General features: G+C 66.2%; 11 protein-coding genes. 4 read left to right on the forward strand and 7 right to left on the reverse strand.

Features of this window, described 5'->3' with window-relative positions; genetic code table 11:
- Positions 1-108: 108 nt before the first annotated feature.
- Positions 109-867 (reverse strand): AraC family transcriptional regulator, encoded by a 759-nt coding sequence (locus EO081_RS16105; RefSeq protein WP_129343440.1) that lies wholly within the window; start codon positions 865-867, stop codon positions 109-111.
- Positions 868-947: 80 nt separating this feature from the next.
- Positions 948-3089 carry a TonB-dependent receptor gene (locus EO081_RS16110; RefSeq protein ID WP_165284662.1) on the reverse strand — a complete coding sequence of 714 codons (2142 nt, stop codon included), beginning with the start codon at positions 3087-3089 and terminating at the stop codon, positions 948-950.
- A 272-nt stretch (positions 3090-3361) separates the two neighbouring features.
- Between EO081_RS16110 and EO081_RS16115 the strand changes: the two genes are divergently transcribed.
- Positions 3362-5536, forward strand: coding sequence for a S9 family peptidase (locus EO081_RS16115; protein WP_129343444.1), 2175 nt, complete (start codon positions 3362-3364; stop codon positions 5534-5536).
- Positions 5533-6558: a histone deacetylase family protein gene (locus EO081_RS16120; RefSeq protein WP_129343445.1), complete on the forward strand. Its 1026-nt coding sequence runs from the start codon at positions 5533-5535 to the stop codon at positions 6556-6558. Before EO081_RS16115 ends, EO081_RS16120 begins: the two co-directional genes overlap by 4 nt.
- Positions 6559-6761: 203 nt before the next feature.
- On the opposite strand, the gene EO081_RS16125 is transcribed toward EO081_RS16120, so the two are convergent.
- The 4 genes from EO081_RS16125 to EO081_RS16935 all read right to left on the reverse strand — a co-directional run bounded on the left by EO081_RS16125 (position 6762) and on the right by EO081_RS16935 (position 13710).
- Positions 6762-7553, reverse strand: a complete 792-nt coding sequence (locus EO081_RS16125; protein ID WP_129343447.1) for a ThuA domain-containing protein — start codon at positions 7551-7553, stop codon at positions 6762-6764.
- A 186-nt stretch (positions 7554-7739) separates the two neighbouring features.
- A complete protein-coding gene (locus tag EO081_RS17140) occupies positions 7740-7919 on the reverse strand; it encodes a TIGR03032 family protein (RefSeq protein ID WP_240697739.1) in 180 nt (59 codons plus the stop codon).
- A gap of 12 nt (positions 7920-7931) precedes the next feature.
- A complete protein-coding gene (locus EO081_RS17145) occupies positions 7932-8108 on the reverse strand; it encodes a TIGR03032 family protein (RefSeq protein ID WP_240697740.1) in 177 nt (58 codons plus the stop codon).
- 181 nt (positions 8109-8289) lie between these two features.
- On the reverse strand, positions 8290-13710 hold the full coding sequence (locus EO081_RS16935; protein WP_165284663.1) for a hypothetical protein: 5421 nt from the start codon (positions 13708-13710) through the stop codon (positions 8290-8292).
- Between the two features lie 313 nt (positions 13711-14023).
- Between EO081_RS16935 and EO081_RS16145 the strand changes: the two genes are divergently transcribed.
- Positions 14024-14470, forward strand: a complete 447-nt coding sequence (locus EO081_RS16145) for a hypothetical protein (RefSeq protein WP_129343449.1) — start codon at positions 14024-14026, stop codon at positions 14468-14470.
- A gap of 140 nt (positions 14471-14610) precedes the next feature.
- On the opposite strand, the gene EO081_RS16150 is transcribed toward EO081_RS16145, so the two are convergent.
- Complete coding sequence (locus EO081_RS16150) at positions 14611-15471, reverse strand: SEL1-like repeat protein (RefSeq protein ID WP_165284664.1); 861 nt, start codon at positions 15469-15471, stop codon at positions 14611-14613.
- 351 nt (positions 15472-15822) lie between these two features.
- Between EO081_RS16150 and EO081_RS16155 the strand changes: the two genes are divergently transcribed.
- Positions 15823-16326 (forward strand): hypothetical protein, encoded by a 504-nt coding sequence (locus tag EO081_RS16155; RefSeq protein WP_129343451.1) that lies wholly within the window; start codon positions 15823-15825, stop codon positions 16324-16326.
- Positions 16327-16362: the final 36 nt, after the last annotated feature.

Consider the following 16362-nt stretch of genomic DNA (forward strand, 5'->3'; position numbering starts at 1 on the left):
CTGCTCCTGGTCCGGGCGCTGATCGCCCGTGTCCTGTTGATGAGGGGGCGCGTCGACGCGCGAGGGATGCCCGCCGGCCGAGGATCCATGTCTGGAAAGCGGGCTGGCCTAGGGGAGGGCGTAGAGGGTGGGGGGCACGCCATAGGCGCGCCGGAACATGGCGGTGAATGCGCTGGGGCTATCATAGCCGACGTCGAAGGCGATCGTCGTCACCGGCCGGCCCGTTGCCATCAGCGACAAGGCTTCCATCAACCGCACCTGCTGTCGCCAGACGGCCAGGCCCATGCCCGTTTCCCGCTTGAAGGCGCGGGTGAAGGTGCGCCGCGCCATGCCGGCGATCCGCGCCAGATCGTCGACATCGCGGTTGTCGGCGGGGTTCGCCAGGATCGCACTGCAGACGCGCAGCAGCCGCGGATCGGCCGGCATGGTCGCGCCGTACGGTGCAATCGGCATGGTCGCAATCTCGTCCAGCAGCACCTCGACGATGCGGCCCGCCCGGCCGTGCATGTCGTAGTCGTCGCCGAACGACACCACCTTCAGGATCAGCGCCCGCAGGAAGTCGCTGACCTCGATCACCCGGCATTCCGGCGCCTGCGCATAGCGGGCGGGATCGATGTACAGGGTGCGCAGCGACACCGCGCCCCGGCACGACACCTCGTGCAGCATGCCCGCGGGCAGCCACACCGCCCGTTGGGGCGGGACGACGAAGCTGGTGGTCGGCGTCACCACCGACATCACGCCCGAACAGGCGTAGAGCACCTGAATCCGGTCGTGCGCGTGAACCGGATCGACGAAGCCCGCGGGATACTCGTCGGTCAGGCCGCATACCGGCACCGCACATCGTTCGAAGCTGCCCGTGTGCTGCATCGGCCCGACCCCCGCGATACGATCCTGATCGTTGCGAAACTGCCATGATCCGACGCCGCCAGCAAATAGCTTCGTGCCGGTCAGCGAAGCCCAAAGCGCAGGCTGGCGCCCACCGTGCGCGGCCGCGTGACGCTGCCTGCGAACGAGAAGGGCGCATTCAGGATGCCATAGGTGTCGAACAGGTTCTTGGCGAACAGACCGGCTTCGATCTTTTCGGCAATGCGGATCGAGGCGTTGAGATCGACGATGCTGTAGTCGCCCTTTTCCAAGGCCGCGCCGAACGCCACCGGCGCCTTCGACAGATAGCGGTGGGCGACGGAGATCCGCGGGCGTAGCGGCGAACTGCGCAGTTCGTATTCGAGCTGGTTGGCGATGATCCAGTCGGACGCCCCCGGCAACTGCGTACCCGCCGCATAGCCGCCCCCCGGTGCGAAGCTGTCGGGCAGGAGGCTCGACAGGCGCGCGTCGTTGTAGGTGAGGTTGGTGGTGTAGCTGAGATTGTTCGTCGGGCGGAAGGTGAGCGAAAGCTCCACGCCGTCGATCTTCGCGCCACCGCCGTTCACGGTGTAGGCGTTGAAGTCGACCGGCGTGAACAGCCGCGACTGGATGTCATTCCATTTGATGTGGAACGCCGCGATGTCGAAGGACATGGCGCCCGGCACCAGCTCGAAGCGGGTGCCCACCTCGTAATTCTGGGTCGAGTCGCTGGCGAAATCGAGGGGCACGCCCGTGGCGACCGCATAGGTGTTGATCCCGCCGATCCGGAAACCTTCGGAGTAGAGGCCATAGACCATGAACCGGTCGCTGGGCTTATAGGTCACCGAAACCTTGGGCACGAAGCCCGATTCCTTGCGCGCGCCGGGCTGGTAGTCGAACGGCGGGATCAGCTCGGCATTGGGCAGGAACTGCAAGCGGGGCCGCGACTTGTATTCGAACACGCGCCCGCCGACCGTGAGGGTGACCACGTCGGCGAACGTGTAGGACAGCTCGCCGAAGGCCGCGAGTTCCCGCACCCGGCTGGAGGCGACGGTCCGACGGATCAGATCGTCCGGTGCCAGGACGCTGGCCGGCTGGCCGTCGAACAGATCTGGATTGGAATCGATGTACTCGCCGATCCCCTCCACAAAGGCGGCATCTGTCGAGTCCGAGCGCAGCTTGGTGTAGTTGCCGCCGATCAGCCAGGTGAACGGACCCTCGCCGCTCGACGCGAGGCGAAGCTCGCCATAGTCGGTGGTCGACTTGCCCACCGAGCGCGACAGCTGCGGCGTGTCCGTTCGCGGATCATTCCCACCGAAGATCGAATCGTCGAACGCCAGGTCGGCCTTCTTGATGGTGTGGCTGCCGACGGCGGTGAAGTTGGCGAAGCCCAGCTCCTGGTCCAGTCGCAGGCTGTACAGCTGGATCTCCGTGTCCTGGTATTCGGGCACGTTGGTGTTGCGGTCATAGGTCTTCGGATCGGCGCCGAACTGGACATAGGTCTGATCGTCCAGGTCATACTCCTGATACATGCCAAGCGCGGAAATCTTGGTCGTCTCGGTCGGCGTGAAGACGATGGAGCCGCGCAGGCCGCGGACGCGCAGGTCGTTGCTGCCCTTCTGGCCCGTGCCGACGTTGTTGAGGTAGCCGGCGTCGTAGCGTTGCAGCGCGACCACGCGCACGCCCAGCTTGTCCTGGACGATCGGCACGTTGACCATCGCCTTCGCCGCGTAGCTCGCCTCTCCCGAATGCCGCGTCGAGGACAGAATTCCTTCCGCACCCGCGTCGATCGCCGACGGATCCGCCTCGTTGACGACGTAGTTGATGGCGCCCCCCAGCGACGAAGAGCCGAACAGCGTGCCCTGCGGCCCGCGCAGCACTTCCACCTGCTTCACGTCAAAGGAATCGATGTCGGGGATGACCAGCGGGAAGCCCGGTTCCACCAGCGGGATCTGGTTAATGTAGTAGCCGGTCGTCGCTTGGTTTGCCTCGTGATAGGTGGTCGAGGCGACCCCGCGGATCACCACTTCGGAAACGCCGGGCTGATAGTCGTTGAAGACGACGCCGGGCACGCGGGTGACGTAATCGGATAGGCTCTGCGCGTTCAGGCGCTGGAGGTCACGCTCCGTCACTGCGGACACGGAGCCTGCAATGTCGCTCGCCGCCTCGTTGCGCTTCATCGCGGTCACGACGATTTCAGAGGTGGTTCCCTCTTGGGTGTCGCCGTTCGGCGCGGTCTGAGCCATAGCAGGCACGGTTGCCAACATGGCCGCCATCGCGACAACGCTGGCTCGTCCACCGAATGAAATATTGTTGCGCATACCGCCCCCTGCCTTTTGCGATAGGTGTCAAGGTTACGGTTTTTTGACGTGCTTTCGAGCGTCGTGACCGCGCTACCAGGGCCGATGGTTGTCGCAATCGGGCCAAAGCGGTCGCCGACGCCGTCTCGCGATTGCCTGCTGGGACGATGCCATCCTAGGTTTCCTCGACCGCAAACCTTTCGGGGCTGCCTATCACGATGACGCCGCGCACCAGCTTCGATACCGCCCGCCGCCGCTTCCTGACCCAGGCCGGTGCGGCCGCGCTGCTGGGCGTCACCGGGCTGCCGGCACGCGCCGCCGAATTCCGCCTGCCGAGGCCCCCGGTCACGCCGCGAGTGCCTCTGGTGCGATCGCAGGTGGGCCGGTCGCGAACGGATTCCTACGCCTGGCTGAAATATGTGCCGCCGGAGGGCCAGCGCAGCCTGGAGACGCTTCCTGCACCGATCCGCGAGCATCTGGTGGCGGAGAACGCTTATGCGAAAGCCGTGCTGGCCCGGGTCGCGACGGAGGAACGGGCGTTCTTCGACGCGATGCAGACACGGACGCCCCTCGGCGCGGCGGAGCCCGGTCTGACCCGCGACGGCTGGGTCTATGCCACGGCATATCCGGACGGATCGCACCCGGTCTATTCCCGCCGCCGCATCGGCGGATCCGCCGACGAGACGCTGCTGGACGAGGCTGCGCGCGCCAAGGGGCACGCCTATTACCGCACCACCGGCCAGCAGGTCAGTCCCGACGGCCGCTTCTATGCCTGGGCCGAGGATATCGGCGGCAACGACCGGCACCGCATCTGCGTGCGAGAGATCACCACCGGCGAGGTTCGCGTCGTCGTCGATACCGACGCCTATGGCTATGGCGGCGTAGTCTTCTCGCCATCGTCCCGATACCTGTTCTGGATCTGGCGCGACGCGCGCAATCGGCCGACCCGGGTCTATCGCATCCCTGTGACCGGCGGAGCGCGGGTGCTGGTCTATGAGGAGGCCGACCCCGCGATCTTCCTGCAGATCGAGCGGACGGCCGCGGACGGCTTTGTCGCAATAAACCTGTCGGGGCCGGATACCAGCGAGGTGCGGCTGATCCCCGCCACGGCCGAGGAAGCTGCGCCGTCGCTGGTATGGCCGCGCGCCAAGGGCCGGCGCTACGCGATCGAGGAGTGGAACGGCGGCCTCGTCGCGTTGATTGACGATGCGGAGGCTCCGGACGGCCGCATCGCACGGGTGGATCGCACCGGGTTCGCCGAGCACGGCGATCTGGTGCCGCATCGCCCCGGCATTCAGATCCTGCAGATGGTGTCTTTCCGGAACTCCCTTGCGCGGGTGGAGCGCCGGGACGTGCTGCCGCGGCTGGTGCTGACCGCCCCGTCGGGAGGCGAGAGGGAGGTCGCGATCGCGGGCGAGGCCTATGCGCTCACCGTACCTGCCGGACAGGACCACGGGGCGGCTACCTGCCGCGCGATGATCGAGACGCCGGCCGAGCCGCCGACCTGGCTCGACGTGGACCTGGCGAGCGGGCGCATAACCGTGGTCGCGAGGCAGCGGATTGCAGGCTTCGACCCCGCCCGGTTCGAAGTGCGGCGCCTGTTTGCGCCTGCCGATGATGGGGAGCAGGTGCCGATCACCCTCCTGACGCGCAAGGGGGCAAGGGCCGATGGCAGCGCACCGCTGCTCCTCTATGGCTATGGCGCCTATGGCGTATCGAGCGAGGCGGTCTTCGACATCGCCCCGACAGTGCTCGTGGAGCGGGGTTGGACCTATGCGATCGCCCATGTCCGCGGCGGATCGGAAAAGGGGCGCCGCTGGTTCCTCGACGGGCGGCTGCATCGCAAGCACAACAGCTTCGGCGATTTCGTCGCCTGCGCGCGCCACCTGGTCGCGACCGGCAATGCCGCGCGCGACAAGCTGGTATCCTATGGTCTGTCGGCCGGCGGGCTGCTGGTGGGTGCCTCGATGAATGCCGCACCCGAGTTGTGGGCGGGCGTGATCGGATCGGTGCCGTTCGTCGACATGCTCAACACGATGAGCGATGCCGACCATCCGCTGGTTCCGCTGTTCCGCCCCGACTGGGGCGACCCCCTCTCGAGCGCCGAGGATTACGATTACATGGCGACCATATCCCCCTATGAGAATGTGAAGCGGGCGCCGTATCCCCCGCTTCTCACCACCGCCGGTTTGAAGGACGACCGCGTGGGCTATTGGGAACCGGCCAAGCTGGTGGCGGAGGTGCGGGCACAGTCCACCTCTGCGAGCCCGGCGATGCTGCTGACCGACATGACCGCCGGCCATCAGGGCAGCGGTGGGCGCGACGACCAGAACCGCAAGATGGCCCGCTTCTATGCGTTCGCGCAGGGCTGCGTTGAAGGACGGTTTGCATGATCCGCGTCTTTGATCCCCGCCAGCTGGCGCACGCGCCGCTTCGCGAACTGCACAATGGCGGGTGGACCGCCTATCACGAAAGCCCGGACCGTGCCGAGACGATCCTGGCCGCCATCGGCCCTGCCATTCCGGCGCGCGACGGCGGCATGGCGCCGATCGCGGCGGTGCACGATGCGGCGTACCTCGAATTTCTGCAGGTCGCGCATCGCGACTGGGTCGCGACGGGGCGGGAGGGCGATGCATTCGCCTATACCTGGCCGGTCGTCCGGCGGCGCGATCTGGATCTGATGCGGATCGACGCACGACTGGGACGCTACAGCTATGATGCCGCGACGCCGATTACGGCGCACAGCTGGACCGCGGCCTATTGGTCGGCGCAGACGGCCCTGACTGCCCTCGACGAGGTCGTACGAAACCCGTCCAGCGCAGCCTTCGCGCTCTGCCGCCCGCCCGGCCATCATGCAGGCCGCGATTACCTCGGTGGCTACTGCTTCCTGAACAACGCCGCGATCGTGGCGGCAGAGGCGCGGCGGCAGGGGCTGGGGCCGGTCGCGATCCTCGACGTCGACTATCACCACGGCAACGGCACGCAGGACATTTTCTACGAGGATCCGGACATGTTGTTCGTGTCGATCCATGCCGATCCTTCGACCGATTATCCCTTCTACTGGGGGCATGCCGACGAGCGCGGGGCCGGTGCAGGCCTGGGCACCACGCTGAACCTGCCACTTCCGCGCGGAACCGACTGGGCGGCCTATGCTCCCGCGCTCGATCAAGCCTTCGAGGCGATCGAGGCACACGGCACGCGCCTGCTGGTCCTGTCGTTTGGAGCGGATACTTTTGGTGGAGACCCGATATCGCACTTTGCGCTTGAGCGAGAGGACTTCCGCCGTTTGGGCCAGCGTGTCGCCTCGCTGAACGTGGCCACGGTGACCATCATGGAGGGCGGCTACGCCACGTCCGAACTGGGGAGCAACGTCGCGATGTTCCTGACAGGACTGGGAGCCGACACAGCAAGGTGAACGACTCTACGAGGGGTCAGGAGATATCTCTGCCAATCGGTCGCGACGAGCCGAGGAGGGCGCTGACGGCCCCTCCGGCGCAGATAGCACGATCTCCGAGTGGCAATCAGGCAGCTGGGGAGGTCGGCCACAGGCAGTGACGTTCGGAACGCTTGGCTGGGGGTATGTTTACGGACGGATACGGGGTCCGCAAAAACTACGTCTTAACGTGCTGCCCAGCGGATCGCGTTCCTGAGAATGCGTCGATGATTTGGGTCGTCATAGCTCTCAGGGGTATGGCCCAAGGCCGAATAGATTACCCGGCCCCGAGTATTCGGATTAGTCCAGATGATCGGATGCGATCCCATCGCGAGCTTGGAGCCTGGGCGGTAGGTCGTTTCGTCCAGCCGGGCGAGGACAGTCATCCCTTTCGTCGCCGGATCCCTTGAAAAGGAATACCATTCGTCCTTGGGAGACCATGGAAGGGCCACGCCAGTCATCACCGGATGTTCCGGATGATCGACGACCAGCTTCGCGGCCTGAATATGGTCGGCGGCGCCAGGATGCCCGATGAAGGTGGTGCCAATGATCGTATCGACGTACCAGGGTGAGACATGACTATCATCGCCCGCGGCATGTAGAGCTACGACACCGCCACCACGATCGATGAAGCGCTTGAACGCAGCACGTTGAGCTGCCGTCAGGAACTCGCCGCTGGCGCTGTTCAGTACAATGACGGAAAACCGCTCGAGCTGATCGTCGTTGAAAACTGCGCCGTTTTCGGTCGCGAAGGCCGGTCGGCCGAGTTCCTGCGCTATTTTCATCAGCACAGCGTTGGAATGCGGAATGTGCTCGAAGTGTCGCCAGCCATTGGTTTTGGACACGATCAGAACAGCCCGGTCGATTGTTGCCGGCAGCACGGGTGCGGTGGTGTCGAAGCTCGGCTTGGGCAAGTGCGGGTTCGGTGCAGCCTGTGCAGTCACGAGCAAACCGAGCAGCCCCATGAGCCGGTACATGTCGTCTCTCCCCAAAAACCCGCGTAGCTGGTACGGGGTTTGTGGCGCGCATCCCTTCAACCGTCCACAATTTGTTGGCAGGAGATGACTGAACGCATCCGCTACCCTCGAGTGTGATCCCTTGGGCAATCTCCCTTCAAATGCGCAACAGATGGCACCGATTGAACCAACAAAGGTTGGTCCGTCCTAGACGGGAGGTTTGGTGTGTCGGACCAGAAAATCGTCGCGCTTGGTGTTGACGAAGATCACCCGGCCTTCGGCACCAGTGCCGACCTCATGGATGTCAACGTCGCCGACGGTCTGGGCGTTGCGCGGCACCAGCGGCATGTCGAACTTGCCGTTGGCGCGCTCGCCGGGGCGGAGCATGTTCTCTAGCCGCTAGAACTGCGAGAGCGCGCCCAGGTAAAGCCGTCCGGGCTGGTAGCAGAGCCCCATCGCCCGCGCGAAATTCTGCTGGTTGAACGAAAATGTGCCGTTGGCGAGCAGCCCGACCAGGAACAGCTGGCCGTTTGGTAGGAGGTGAAGGCAAAGCTGGCACGATGGCGCCGCAGCCACTCCGCCAGTCCGCGCGACACGGTGAGCTGCGTGCCCGCCGGCGACGAGGCCCGCGCCGCATCGCCCCGCGGCGTCGACGTGGCCGCGGTGCCGTCAGTCGCTTGCTCCGTCATCAAGTGCCTTCTGTTGAGCCGTAGCGCCTGCCGACAGCGCGGGTTCGGCAGGCGCCGGGGGATGCGGGTCAGAAGCGGACGCGCAGCCCGACGCGGCCGCCGCCGCCGCGATACTCCTTGCCGAACTCGCCATGACCCTCGAGGAAGCCGCTGACGCCGCCCGCCATGGTCACGTTCATGCCCAGCGTGCCCTGGCCGAAGCTGTTCAGGCGCTCGCTGCGGAGCTCGACGGTCTGGCCTCCGCTGGCGAAGCGCAGCCCGTTGCGGCCTTCGAACTCCTTCACGGCCGCGCCGGCGGCATAGAAGGCGACGGTGGAACCGGCGACGTCGGTATGGCCGCCCAGGCGCAGCCCCGCCTTGCCGCGCAGCCCGTCGAAGCGATCATAGTCGAACGCGTTGGGCCCGACCTGGAAGTCGTCAAGCGAGGTCCGGCTGTAGGCGAGGCTGACCAGCGGTTCGGCGAAGAAGCGCGCCGAGCCGAGCAGCACGCCGGCCTCGACCTTGCCTCCCCACGCATGGGCATCGTCGTTGCGGTCCAGCCCGGCGAGGTAGCTTCGCCGGTCGACCTTGTAGAAGTCGTACTTCGCTAGGCCGTTGACGAAGAACGGACCACCGTGGAATCCCGCATAGAGGCCGATGTTGAACGCATCCACCTCGAAGCGGTCGCTGCCGCCGGCCAGGAAGCGCGTGGTCGAGTTTAGATAGCCTGCCGTCAGGCCGGCGATCGCCCCGCCCTGGGACGAGCCGTCGACCAGATCGAACCCGACCTGGGTGCCGAACGCATCCTGGCGGTAGCCGAGGTTGACGTCCGGCTGCGACACGCCTGCGTAGTTCAGGTCGCGGCGATCCTTGCGCGTGTTCATCTCGCCGAGCGACTGCAGCCAAAGCCTGCCCGAGCCGGTCGCGGTCTCGCCGGCCCAGGCGGCGTCGCGGCTAGACGAGAAGCGCGCGCTGACCGCGTCGGCTGACCGGTTCCAAAGCGTTGTCAGCGCCTCACCCAGCTGGGCCTGGCGATAGACGGCGCTGCCGGGGGCGCTGACCAGCTGATAGGCGGTCGCTTCCGGAGCATAGGCGACGCCAAGCGCGATCAATCCGATCTCGGTTGACCCTCCCGGCAGCGTGAAAGCGTCGGGGCTGGACGCGGCAGCGACGTCGACCAGCGTGACCGGCGCAAACAGGGTAGGGGTGCCCATGGCGTTGAGCGAGATCGTCGTCGTGCCGGCGGCACTCCCCAGGATGATCTGGTCCGCGGCTGCCGTGCCGGTGCCGAACGCAACGTCCAGCCCCAGCATGGCGTCGCCGCTGCCGGTGTAGGCCGTGTTCGCGAAAGTCAGCCGATCGCCGACGATGTCGTTGCGCAGGTCAAGCAGACCGCTGTTTGCGAATGTTTCGAGCCCGGTGACCGACGCCACCTGCGCAGCGCGGGCGGTGGCGAGCCGGATCAAGCCGCTGCTGGTCAATGTGTCGGTGCCGGCGCCGAAGTCGCTGACGCCGGACAGCGTCCAACGGCCGCTGTTGGTCAGCGTATCGTTGCCGTCGGTGAGTAGCAACCGGCCATTGATGGCTCCGCTGTTAGTGATCGTTGCCGGCGCGCCGCTTACGCGCAGCGCATAGCCGCTGCCGCCGCTGATCGTACCCGCGTTGTCGATGACGGCGCCGCGCACCGCGTCGATCCACACCGCGTCGGTGCCCCCGACGACGGAGCCGCCCGAAGCGATCACCAGCCGAGCGATGCCGTCGAGTGCGGGATCGCCCAGACCGATATTGCCGCCGCCGCCGACCCCGCCCGCGCGCATCCGGACGGCGACCCCGGTATTGGACACGACCGCTCCGGTCGCGCGCACGTCGGTACCGCCCCCGAAGCCGAACGCACGGATGGCGATGCTGTCCGCACCTGAACTGCGGACTGAGCCGACATCGACGATCACGTCGCCGCCGAAGCTGGCCGCGTCGATGCCGTTCGCGCGATCGCCGCTGGTACGCACCTGGTCGGCGGTGACGGTCACCGAGTAGCTGCCACCGGCCGCAATGCCGAACGCCTCGCGTCCCGTGGTGGTCACGGCGTCGGCGTCGATCGTCACGCCGCCCCCACCGTAGGCATTGATGCCGCCGGCGCCGGCGCCGGACGTCGCGACGGTGCCCGTGCTGATCGATACCGGTCCAGAGGTGGTGCGTGCGGCGATTGCGGTGGAGAAGTCGCCGCGCGTAGTGACCGAGCCGGTCCCACTGATGACGATGCCGCCATTGCCGCTGCTCGCGTCGATGCCGTTCGCTTCCACTCCGCTGGTCAGGATCGTGCCATTGTTGATGACAGCGGCCGTGCCGTATTGGGTGAGGACATTGACGGCGTCGGCGTAGGCACCGCTGGTCGTCGCCGATCCAGCCACGGTGGCGATCGCGTCATTGTACGCCTGCACGCGCACGCCGATCGAATTGTCTCCGGCCGTGCTGACCGTATTCACGCTTGCAGCCGCATCACCGTAGAAGGCGACCGCGAACGCGCCGTCGGACGAGTAGCCCGTGGTGGAAATCGCGTTCACGTCGATCGCAGCATTGCCGAAATAGGAAGCCGCGACCGCGCCGGGCGCGTACTCGCCGGTCGTGGAAATGGTGCCGGTGTTGGCGACGGAGGCATCGCCCAGGATGCTGACGGCATAGACGCCCGCGGCGTTGTAGCCAGTGGTGGTCACCGACCCGCCGCTGACCGTCACGGTATCCAGACCGACCGCCACGACGCCGAACGACTCGTCGCCGCTGGTGGCGATCGCGCCGTGGGTGATGGCGATCGCGCCGCCGCCCGGGGCTGCCGCATCAATGCCATCGGCCGCATTGCCGCTGGTCGTGATGGTGCCGGTGTCGATCGTGATGTTGCCGGCCGTGCCCGCCGCGTTCGCCGTCTCGGCGCGGATGCCGTCGGCGCCATCGCCGGTGGTGACGATCGCTGCCTGACCTGCAACGATGTTCCCGGCGTAGCTGTAGAGGTCGACGCCCGTGCCGCTGGACTGCACCGCACCTGTGCCGGACACGGTCACGTCGCCAGAGGCCAATGCGAGGATGCCGCCACTGCCCGCGCCCGTCGTGGTGACGGTGCCGTTGTTGGTGGCGGTCGATGTGCCGGTCTGGCCGACCGCATAGACGCCAGGCGCGTTCGCGCCCGCAGTCGAGACGTCGCCGTGGATCGTCACGGCCGTGTTGCCGCCGGCCCCGACGATCGCGGGGGCGTTGTCTCCCCGGGTGGACACGTCGTTGACGTCGATCGTCACGTCGCCGGCGGTCGCAGCGAAGACGCCGGTCCCGCCCAGTCCCTCGGTCGCCACGAGATTCGAAGAGGTGATGCCGATGTTGCCCGTGTCGCTGGTCGCACGAATGGCCGTGGGGCTGCTGTAGGCATCGCCCGATCCGGTCGTGACGACGGAACCGACGTTGATCGTGGTGTCGGCGGTGTAGCTCTGCGACAGAATGCCGATGCCGGTGGCGCCGTTGACGGTGACCGTGCCCGCATCGATGTTCAGGACGCCGTTGTTGCTCGAGAACACGTTGATGCCGTGCGAGAAATCGCCGTTCACGGTGACGGCATCGACCGCGACGATGAGATCGGCATCAAGCGGACCGGACCCGTTCTGAAATGTCGCCGCTTCGATCGCCGTGCCAATCGCGCCGCCTGTGATGACATCTCCCAGGTCGAGCGTCACGTCGCCCGTACCCTGTGCGATCACCCCCCGCGAATAGGTGCCCGCCGTGACGACCGATGTGGCGGTGACGGTGGTCGCGCCGTTCAGGCTGCTGGCGTAGATGCCGGTAGCCGACGGACCGTTGGTGACGATCGTGCCGGTGCCGCTGATCGTGACGCCGTCTGAGCCCAGGGCGACGATGCCGTTTCCGCCACCGACCGCCGTCTCGATCGCGCCGTTGTTCGTCACCGTCGCGACACCGTTGGCGGCGGCGGCGTAGATGGCGGGCGAGCCGAAGTCGTTGGTGCGGACGCTGCCGTTGATCGTCACGTCAACCGAGTCGCCCCTCGCATCCACCGCACGGGAGAGGAAACCGTCGGTGCTGACGTTGTTGACCGTGACGCTGGCATTCCCGCCTGGTCCGGCGACAGCGTAGACGCCAGGGGAATAGTCGCCGGTCGTCACGATCGAGCTGTTCGAGATGACCGACACGTCGCCGCCAGCGCGCGAGAGGGCGGCGACTGCAAAGGTTTCGTCGCCGATCGTCGAGGCGTTCTCGACATTGACCGCGACATTGCCCTGGTAGCTCGTCGCGATCACCGCGTTCGAGCGCACGCCCGTGACGGTGACTGTGTCTACGTTCAGGGTCACGTCGCCGGAGCCGAGCGCTGCCGCGGAAATGCCGGTTGCGTCGGCACCGGTGGTGACGACCGTGCCGACCGACACGTTTGCGGCGCCGTCAGCATAGCCTCGCACAATGGCGCCGGTGGCATTGTCGCCCGTGGTGGTAATCGTATCCGCGTTCAGCGTAGCGCCGCCTGCGCCGGTGCCGAACAGGATCGCGCCATAACCATAGTCGCCGGTGGTGGCGATGGCGCCGGCATTTAGCGCCGCGGTCGCACCCTGGATCTGGGCACCGAACGAGGCGTAGCCGCTGGTAGCAACACTATCGACGGTGACGTCCACCGCGCCATGGGTGCCGAACGACACGGCCTGCACGCCGTTGGAATAATCCGCGCCAGTCGAGACGTCGCCGGCATCGACCGTGATGGTGCCGCCCACGGCTGTCAGGTCGATGGCGTTCGAGCCGTAGTTGTAGAAGCTGCCGCCGCTGGTGGTGACGCGGTCCACGGCGACGCTGAGAGTGCCGCTGCCCACATAGGCGTTGATGCCGCCCGTGTAATAGCCGGTCGCGTCCACCGTCCCGGCGTTGATCGTGACGTCGCCGGCATAGGAATTCGCGCTGATGCCGAGCGTGCCGTTCCCGGTCACCGCAACGCTGCCGGCGTTGATGGTGATATCGCCGCTGCTCGCGTTGGCGTTGATGCCGCCGCTCGCCCGGCCGCTGGCGGTCAGGCTCTGCGTGTTGATGGTGATGTCACCAGCGTTCGTGCTGGCAAGGATGCCGATCGAGCCGGTGCCGGTAACGGCAATGCTGGTGTCTGGTGCGGAGTTGAGCGTCACGCCACCTTCGTTGAAGCCGATCAGCGCGACGCCCGCGCCGTCGGCGCGCTGGATGGCGACACCCCGGTCGAGGTTGATCGTCAGATCGTAGACCGGGACCCCCAGGTCGAGACCTGGGTCTTGGCTCGGGTCGACGGCGGGCGTCGCATATTCGATACCGTTGACAAAAGGATTGCCGGCGGGGGTGCAGGTAACGACGCCCTGCTGAGCCGCCCCGCACTCGTCTGCTGCTTGGGCGACGCCGGGAGCGAGCAGCCCCGCGGCAAGGCTGGCGACGGCCGTGGAAAGCAGCAGCGTCCTTGCCCGGCGCGACGCCAAAAACGCCACGTCCGCGCGTGTCGGCTCATTACCCATGCTGCCCCCCTTATACCGTCATGATCGGTTCTAAGGCCGCCGTTTCCGTTGCGTCAACGGCGCTCATGCCGTTTGCCTGCACCGCGCGGTCGTGTTGATCGGCCGTCGCGTGATGATCTTCGCTAATTCGCCGAGGACGTTGCGGACACGGAAAAAATGCGCAGCGCACGGCAGCTTTAGCCCTACTCGCTAAGAGGGCAGGGAACGGTGTACGTCCCGGTGCAATCTGCATTCGCCACACGTGTTTGGGAAACCGAGTACACCGGGTGGGAGCGGGCCGGGTTCCACAGATCGACGATTAGCTCGAGGCCGCATGCAGTTGGTGAATGTCTTCGGTTGGATGCTGTCTGTTGCCGGCACTGCGTGGCTGTTGATCGCAGTGACACCGCGCCTCGGACTAGCTCGGACCTTGAAGTGGGCAGGGGGTGCGATTGCCGCGGTCTGGCTCATCACGTCGACGATCATCGTCGCCATGTGGCTCACCGGCCTCGATCCACCGGAGTGGTTTGGCACCCGCTTGTTCCAGCTGGTGTTCGCCGCCGTCATCGCGGGAATTCTGAGCGCCGGAAATCTGGTATTTCACGGCATGGTCGACACGATCATTGCCTTTCATGAAGCACACAACGCCCAGAATTTGGAACGATTCCCGATCAGCTTCCTGATCCGCCATCGCAGGCTGTTGAAGCGTTGCGCTACGGTGCTCTGGTGCCTTGGTGCCGGGCTGATGTTCTACGGTGTCTGGACGGACGTGAAAGTCTGATGCTCTGGCGCCGCGCATAGGCTTGGGAGGAGCTTTCTGCGACTCTCACAGTTCCTGATCAGCAATCCAGGCGCCTGCGGAAGGTGATTGGCGACGGCTAGCCGCCCCTCCGACGTCGTGGCGATCTATCGGAAGCGCCATCACGGCTTTGGTTCGGCGGCGACGGGCTCGCGCGCGAGGCGTAGCGCCTTGCTCGCTTCCGCGGCGGAGGGCGTTGCTGGATCAAGGGCGAGCGTCCGCTCCAGTAGCGCGACGGCGCGAGCGTCATCGCGCGGGCGGCCGTTGCCGGTCTGGTAGGCTCGGCCGAGCGTGAAGCAGCTTTCGGGATGACCGAGGCCGCAGGCCTTGTCGAACAGGGCAAGTGCCCGATCCCGGTCGCGGTCCGTGCCCCGGCCATCATCCACCATGAAGCCGAGGTTGCCGCAGGCGCTCGCGTCGTCCGCCGCACACGCCCGCTCGAACAGCATGATCGCTTGCTTAAAGTCCTTCCGCATCCCCAGTCCGTCGCGGTGCAGGACGCCCAGATTGTAGCAGGCATGGGTGTCGCCTGCCTCGCAAGCCCGCTGGAACAGCCCTGCTGCACGGCGCTGGTCGCGCTTCACCCCGCGGCCGAGTGAATAGGATGCGCCCAGGTTTGCACAGCCCGCAACCGCCCCTTGGTCGCAGGCCTGTCCGAACAGGGCATTGGCGCGCGCCGGATCCTTCGGGACGCCGAGGCCTACGACATAGGCAAGCCCGAGATTGGAACAGGCGGTGGTCTCCCCGCCGTCGCAGGCCCGTGCATAGAAGGATGCCGCCACGTCAGGGGCGACACCGACGCCTTGCCCCTCGGCATGGACATAGCCGGCCATCGTGCATCCGCGCATGCTGCCGAACTCGCAGCCCTGCGCGAAGAGCCACGCCGCGCGCGCCTCGTCCTTGGTGATGCCGTCCCCTTCGAGGTGCTGAAATCCGAGCCCGGTGCAGGCTTCGGCATCGGCCTTTTCGCAGGACGGGTTCACCGTCGCTACAGCGCCGGGAGAGGGCGCGGATGGGTGCTCCCGTCGTTCCTGCGGGTCCGCAGCCGCATCCTGCGCCCGAACCGCGCCACTGACCGTAAGCAAATATGCCAGGAATATCCCGAACAGGGGCCTGCCGCTTCCGGCAGCTGCGAACGGAAGCCTGCTGTACGGTGAAGTCGCTGCTGGACGGTCATGCGGCATGCTAGGATATCTGTCGGAAAGGTGCCAACAGGCGTCGACGCCGACCTGGCGAGTTGCGGAGTTCTTGTTCGGTCGCCAGCCTATTTTCTACCTAGGAGGAAGCCGGGGACGACCTTTCATGCAGGGGAGTCGAATGCAGGACTACGACTGGTGAACGCAATCGCTTATGCGGCGGTGCTGTTGGCCGCCGCGCTATCCTGTTCCTCGTCGACGAATGCGACAGCGGCAGCGGACGATCGCTGGGTGACCTGGCGAAACGCCCGGTTCGCCTTTTCGATCTGCTACCCGGAAGCCTTGTTTCCCGACCGCCGGGAGTCGCCGCAGGGCCATGCCATCGTTCTGGAGTCCAAGGACAGTGCGCAACTGATCGCAGCCGGCACGCACTACACGCGCGCGACATTGGCCGAGCCGATCCGGATGGAGAAGGAGAGGCTGACGCACATCGCCCTGGTCGCAGGCGGAAGAGACCTGACCAACGGCGACACCTGGTTCGTGGTGTCCGGCACACGGGTCGACCAGATCCTGTACACCAAGGCGATCCGCTCGGGTGACCGGCTGATCGCCTTCCGCTTCCGCTATCCCCAGAGTCTCTCGGAGCGATATGCGCCGATCGTCGAGCGCATCTCGAACTGCCTGCAATCCTCCGCTTTCTGAAGCGGCGGCAATCTTCTCGATCAGTATTCACCGGAT

The sequence above is a fragment of the Sphingomonas desiccabilis genome (assembly GCF_004135605.1).
Classification (GTDB): domain Bacteria; phylum Pseudomonadota; class Alphaproteobacteria; order Sphingomonadales; family Sphingomonadaceae; genus Sphingomonas; species Sphingomonas desiccabilis.